Genomic DNA, 4791 nt, shown 5'->3' on the forward strand with positions numbered 1-4791 from the left:
AGATCTTATGGTGGTTATGCCGAGGGTGTTCACCTCTTCCCATTCCGAACAGAGAAGTTAAGCCCCTCATGGCCGATGGTACTGCACTATCATGCGGGAGAGTAGGTAGCCGCCGTATTTATTATCTGAAAGGTCCTGACGATAAGTCGGGACCTTTTTGTTTTTATACCTATGCTGCGTGATCTGCCAAATAGGTTTTGCTTAAAATTACTTCAACCTTTATCCTGCTATATACAGTCACACGGGACAAGCCCGGCTTACCGGCAAAGTACACCAGTGTAGCTGGAAGCCCCTATGCTCATATGAGCTGCACAGCGTTTATGCGCATGCCCCATTACCAACATCAGCACTACAGATTATAAACCGTATTCTTTTGGCAATAAAGACCCGTGCAAACAAAGTATTGTATTAAAACGGCATTACTCTCCATAGCTATTATATCAAATTATATGTCGCAGCTGCGTGGACTCACGCGATATCAGCTCCACGGGAAATACAAAATTCTTGGTAACCTTTACGGTTTCATCCTGGTTAATCAGCTGTATCACGGTTTCAACCGCTTTTTGTCCCATTTTATAGCCCGATTGCTCAATAGTAGTGAGAGAAGGGGTAATAATGCGGGAGGAAAGATCATTGGAATACCCCACTACCTTTATCTGGTCCGGTATATTGATCTGGTGACGACGCGCAGCCTGTATAAATGATACGGCAGATGTATCATTGGCTGCAAACAAACCATCCGGCAGGTCAGGGCTGCTTAACAGCTGCTGCGCTGCAGTAGCTGCAGCATCAGAGGTAAGGTTATGGATGTACAGCAGGCTTTCATCATAAGGAATATGATACTTGGCCAATGCTGCCTTATAGCCTGCCAGCCTATGCTGGTAAAGGTTGCAGGTAAGCACGCCGGAAAAATGGGCAATGCGCTTGCACCCCTGTTTTATCAGGTGCTCAGTAGCCAGGTAGCCGCCGGTAAAGTCGTCGCCCGTAATGGTATAACCCGGAAACTCCATCGGCACCCGGTCATAAAACACCAGGGGAATATTGTTCTTAATAAAAGGACTGAAGTGCTCATAATTGGTAGTGAACATGGAAGCTACAGCCAGCAACCCGTCTACACGCAGGGAAAAGAAGGTATGTACCAGCTCCTTCTCCATGGCCACGGTTTCATCCGACTGGCCAATCACAATACTAAAACCGTACTTATGCGCCTCATGCTGTATGCCGCTGATAGCGGTACTCTGGAAATACATAGAGGTGCGTGGCACAATCAACCCGATAATATTAGACCGTTTCTTACGCAGGCTGGAAGCTATCCAGTTGGGAACATATCCCATTTCGGTAGCCATCTTTTGCACCTTTTCGCGGGTTTCATCGTTAATGAGGGGGTTGTTTTGCAAGGCCCTGGAAACAGTTGATGCAGAAAGGTTCAGTGCCTGGGCAATGTCGTAAATGGTGATCTTATTACGTTCTTTCACTTTTTTGAGGCTTCAGTTATTAAATAATAGGCTATATTAAGCAATTTATATTACAATTGATATGCCCGTTCACATTGCAATAACTCCTTTGTTGCAAATGGTTAAAAAAGCCACTTTACTGCAATGCCGTTTATTTCAGTGGTGAAATTTGATAAACTCCCTAATTATTGCTAATTTTTCTTGTATTGAATTCCGTTATGAAAATCTAATGCTCCTTTACCGTCTTGCTGTATGCGTAACACATCTCCTGTTACCGGGCTTAGAAAAGGAGAGGAAGCTGCCCTGCGCCAGTTATTTGAGCAGCTCTGTCCACAGTTGGTTTATTTTGCCCGGGGCATTTTACAAAAAGACACAGATGCGGAAGATGTAGTGCAGGAAGCCTTTGTTCAGCTATGGCGCCAGCGGCAGCAATTTCACTCCTTTGCTGCGGCTAGGGCCTTTTTGTACACCAGCGTCCGTAATGCCTGTTTAAACATCCTTAAACACCAGCGCGTAGTGCAGCAACATATAAACTACGCCCTGCAGGCGGCAGAAACAACGGAAACAGCTATTATCCATCATTTAATACAGGCAGAGGTATTGGGGCAGTTAAAAGAAGCGCTGGCCAAATTGCCGCCTGCCTGCAAACAGGTAATAGAGCTGGGCTACCTGGAAGGGCTGCGTAACAGTGAAATAGCCAACCTGTTACATGTATCTGTAAACACTATCAAAACCCAGAAAGCCCGGGGCCTGTACCTGCTGAAAGGCTGGCTCAGGCTATCCCGCATCCTGCTTTTATTTTTTTCCTGAACATTTTTTATTTCCCTTTCACCCGTTTTCAGCATTCAGTTGTTTTAGTAGTACATGCAACAAGTACGCTCCCATCTGGAAATAGCAGACCTGGTGGTTAAACATTTCAGGGAACCGCTTACCGCGCAGGAACAGGCTGCCTTACAGGCATGGATTGATGCTTCACCGGTGAACCACCGGCTATGGGAGCAGCTGCAGCAGGATAGCTTTTTACTGCAGCAGATGGCCAGCCTGCCGGATGAAGACAAAGTATTGGCTGCCTGGGAAAGCTTACAGCCACAGCTGGAAAAACAACCCGGGCACGCAGGCTACCGGAAGTATGCTGCAGCGGCTTTGATAGTGGTGCTGTTGGGCGCAGGCATTATTACCTATCTGCGGCACGCGCCTGTGTCAAAACAGGCGGCTCCTTTGGCTGCTGCGCAGCACATGCCGGCGGTGATTGTTCCGGGGAATAACAAAGCCCGCCTGCTTTTGGGCAATGGCCGGGTAGTGGAGCTGAAAGACAGCCTGGAGCAGGAGATCACAGAGGCAGATGGCACCCGGGTGAAAAGCCGCGCTGCCGTGCTCACCTATCATAACAATACCGCTGCCGCAGCCCCGGTGTATAATACGCTGGAAACGCCCAGGGGCGGAGAGTTCCGGGTAGTGTTGCCCGATAGTTCGGTAGTATGGCTGAATGCCGCCTCCTCCCTGCGCTTTCCCACTCGTTTTAACGGGACTACCCGCAAGGTGTACCTCACAGGAGAAGCCTATTTCGAAATAGCCAGGAATAAACAGCAGCCGTTCATTGTTACAACAAACGGTATAGCCGTTACCGTTACAGGCACAAAATTTAATGTAAAAGCTTATCCGGATGAATCCTACATCAACACCACGCTGGTAGAAGGCAGCGTGCAGCTAACGCAAACAGCCGTCGCCGGTGGAAAGCCCGTACAGCTGCAGCCGGGCTACCAGGGCGTATGGGAACACCGGCAGATCGATGTGCAGGAAGCCTACCTGGAGGAGGCGCTGGCCTGGAAAAACGGTTTGTTTGTATTCCGCAGTGAGCCCCTGGGCAGCATTATGCGTAAGCTAAGCCGGTGGTATGATGTTGATGTAAGCTATACCAGCGCAGCTGTGCCGGCATTACGTTTTACAGGCACTATCCGCAAATATGAATCCATACAAAAAGTGCTGGATATGCTGGAGCTGACTCAAAAGGTAACATTCAAAATAAACGGGAAGAATATTTCAGTAGCCGGGAGCACGCACTAACATACCAGATCAACTGTACAGGGCAAACCATACAATATGCTTATTCCGCGTTATGGGAACGCCACACCCATTACAGCTGCATTTACAGTACAGCCCTCATCGGTTCCGCTTATAAAAAAAAAGACCGGCAATGCGCTAACATTTCCGGCCTATGATCAGCAAACAACGGTAAGCCTCCATTGGACGCGGACAGCTTACCTATTGTCTAACCAATAACCATACTAAGGTATGAAAAAAAAGTTATGGCCTGCTGTTATGCTGCTTGCTATGCGTATCACGCTTTTTCTCATGCTGGCCTGCGTGGCAGAACTACATGCCACAGGTTATTCACAGGAAGTAAAGCTTACCCTGAAGCTCAACGGGGTAAGGCTGGATAAGCTGTTTGACATTATCCAGCAGCAAAGCGATTACCGTTTCCTGTACAACGACGATGACATCCGCGATACAATCGTATCGCTGGATGTAAAGCAAGCTACCGTACCGGAGATCATGGCCCGCTGCTTTAAAGGGCGGCAGCTGCGGTACAACATTGTAGACAAAACCATTATTATCGCGCACAAAGATCCTACGCCTGCTGCACCCGCAAACCCGCCCATAACCGTTACAGGTACGGTGACAGATGCACGCGGCACTCCTTTGCCAGGCGTAAGCATTGTGATCAAAGGACAAAAAACCGGCGCCATAGCAGATGAAACCGGGCATTACCGCATAAATGCGCCCGATAGGGGAACATTGGTGTTCAGCTTCGTAGGCTACATGATGCAGGAGGTGCCGGTAAACGGCCGCACCACCATTAATGTACAGCTGCAGGAAGACCTTACCAAGCTGGGAGAAGTAGTGGTAACGGCCCTGGGTATACAAAAAGAAGCGCGCCAGCTGGGATATGCAGCCACCACGGTAAAAGGGGCAGATGTGGCGGTGAACAGAACGCCCAACATCGGCAACAGCCTGCAGGGCAAAGTAGCCGGCTTAAACGTAAGCTCCGTAAACACGGGCGCCGGCGGTTCCAGCAAAATACGCATACGCGGCGCTTCCTCCTTTAAAGGCAATAACTCCCCCCTTATTATACTCAACGGTGTACCCATTAATAACACCAGCTACGGCGCGCGCAAGAATGATGCGGAAGGCAATACCTCCCGCGCAGAATCGTATACAGACGGCGGCGATGGTTTATTGAGCATTAACCCCGATGATATTGAAACCATTAATGTGCTGAAAGGCGCCACTGCTGCCGCTTTATACGGCTTCCGTGCAAAAGACGGCGCTATTGTGA

At 49.0% G+C, this 4791-nt stretch carries 4 protein-coding genes and 1 rRNA gene; 4 read left to right on the forward strand and 1 reads right to left on the reverse strand.

Going from position 1 to position 4791, the window contains the following annotated elements; all coding sequences use genetic code 11:
• The first annotated feature begins 6 nt into the window (after nt 1-6).
• A 5S ribosomal RNA gene (gene rrf / locus VFS25_RS12350) occupies nt 7-118 on the forward strand.
• A gap of 322 nt (nt 119-440) precedes the next feature.
• On the opposite strand, the gene VFS25_RS12355 is transcribed toward rrf, so the two are convergent.
• Complete coding sequence (locus tag VFS25_RS12355; protein ID WP_326462457.1) at nt 441-1475, reverse strand: LacI family DNA-binding transcriptional regulator; 1035 nt, start codon at nt 1473-1475, stop codon at nt 441-443.
• A 231-nt stretch (nt 1476-1706) separates the two neighbouring features.
• Here VFS25_RS12355 and VFS25_RS12360 point away from each other — a divergent pair, with 231 nt between their 5' ends.
• From VFS25_RS12360 to VFS25_RS12370, 3 genes are all read left to right on the forward strand, one after another.
• Entirely contained in the window at nt 1707-2264 is a 558-nt protein-coding gene (locus VFS25_RS12360; protein ID WP_326462458.1) for an RNA polymerase sigma-70 factor, read from the forward strand.
• Nucleotides 2265-2318: 54 nt separating this feature from the next.
• On the forward strand, nt 2319-3518 hold the full coding sequence (locus VFS25_RS12365; RefSeq protein ID WP_326462459.1) for a FecR domain-containing protein: 1200 nt from the start codon (nt 2319-2321) through the stop codon (nt 3516-3518).
• Between the two features lie 228 nt (nt 3519-3746).
• Nucleotides 3747-4791 (forward strand): SusC/RagA family TonB-linked outer membrane protein (locus VFS25_RS12370; RefSeq protein ID WP_326462460.1); only part of this gene is annotated, 1045 nt, incomplete at its 3' end.

Source organism: Chitinophaga sp., from assembly GCF_035761305.1.
Lineage (GTDB): Bacteria > Bacteroidota > Bacteroidia > Chitinophagales > Chitinophagaceae > Chitinophaga.

Coding starts and splice junctions, on each gene's coding strand:
- VFS25_RS12360 (WP_326462458.1), top strand. CDS start 1,707: ATGCGTAACACATCTCCTGTTACCGGGCTTAGAAAAGGAGAGGAAGCT.
- VFS25_RS12365 (WP_326462459.1), top strand. CDS start 2,319: ATGCAACAAGTACGCTCCCATCTGGAAATAGCAGACCTGGTGGTTAAA.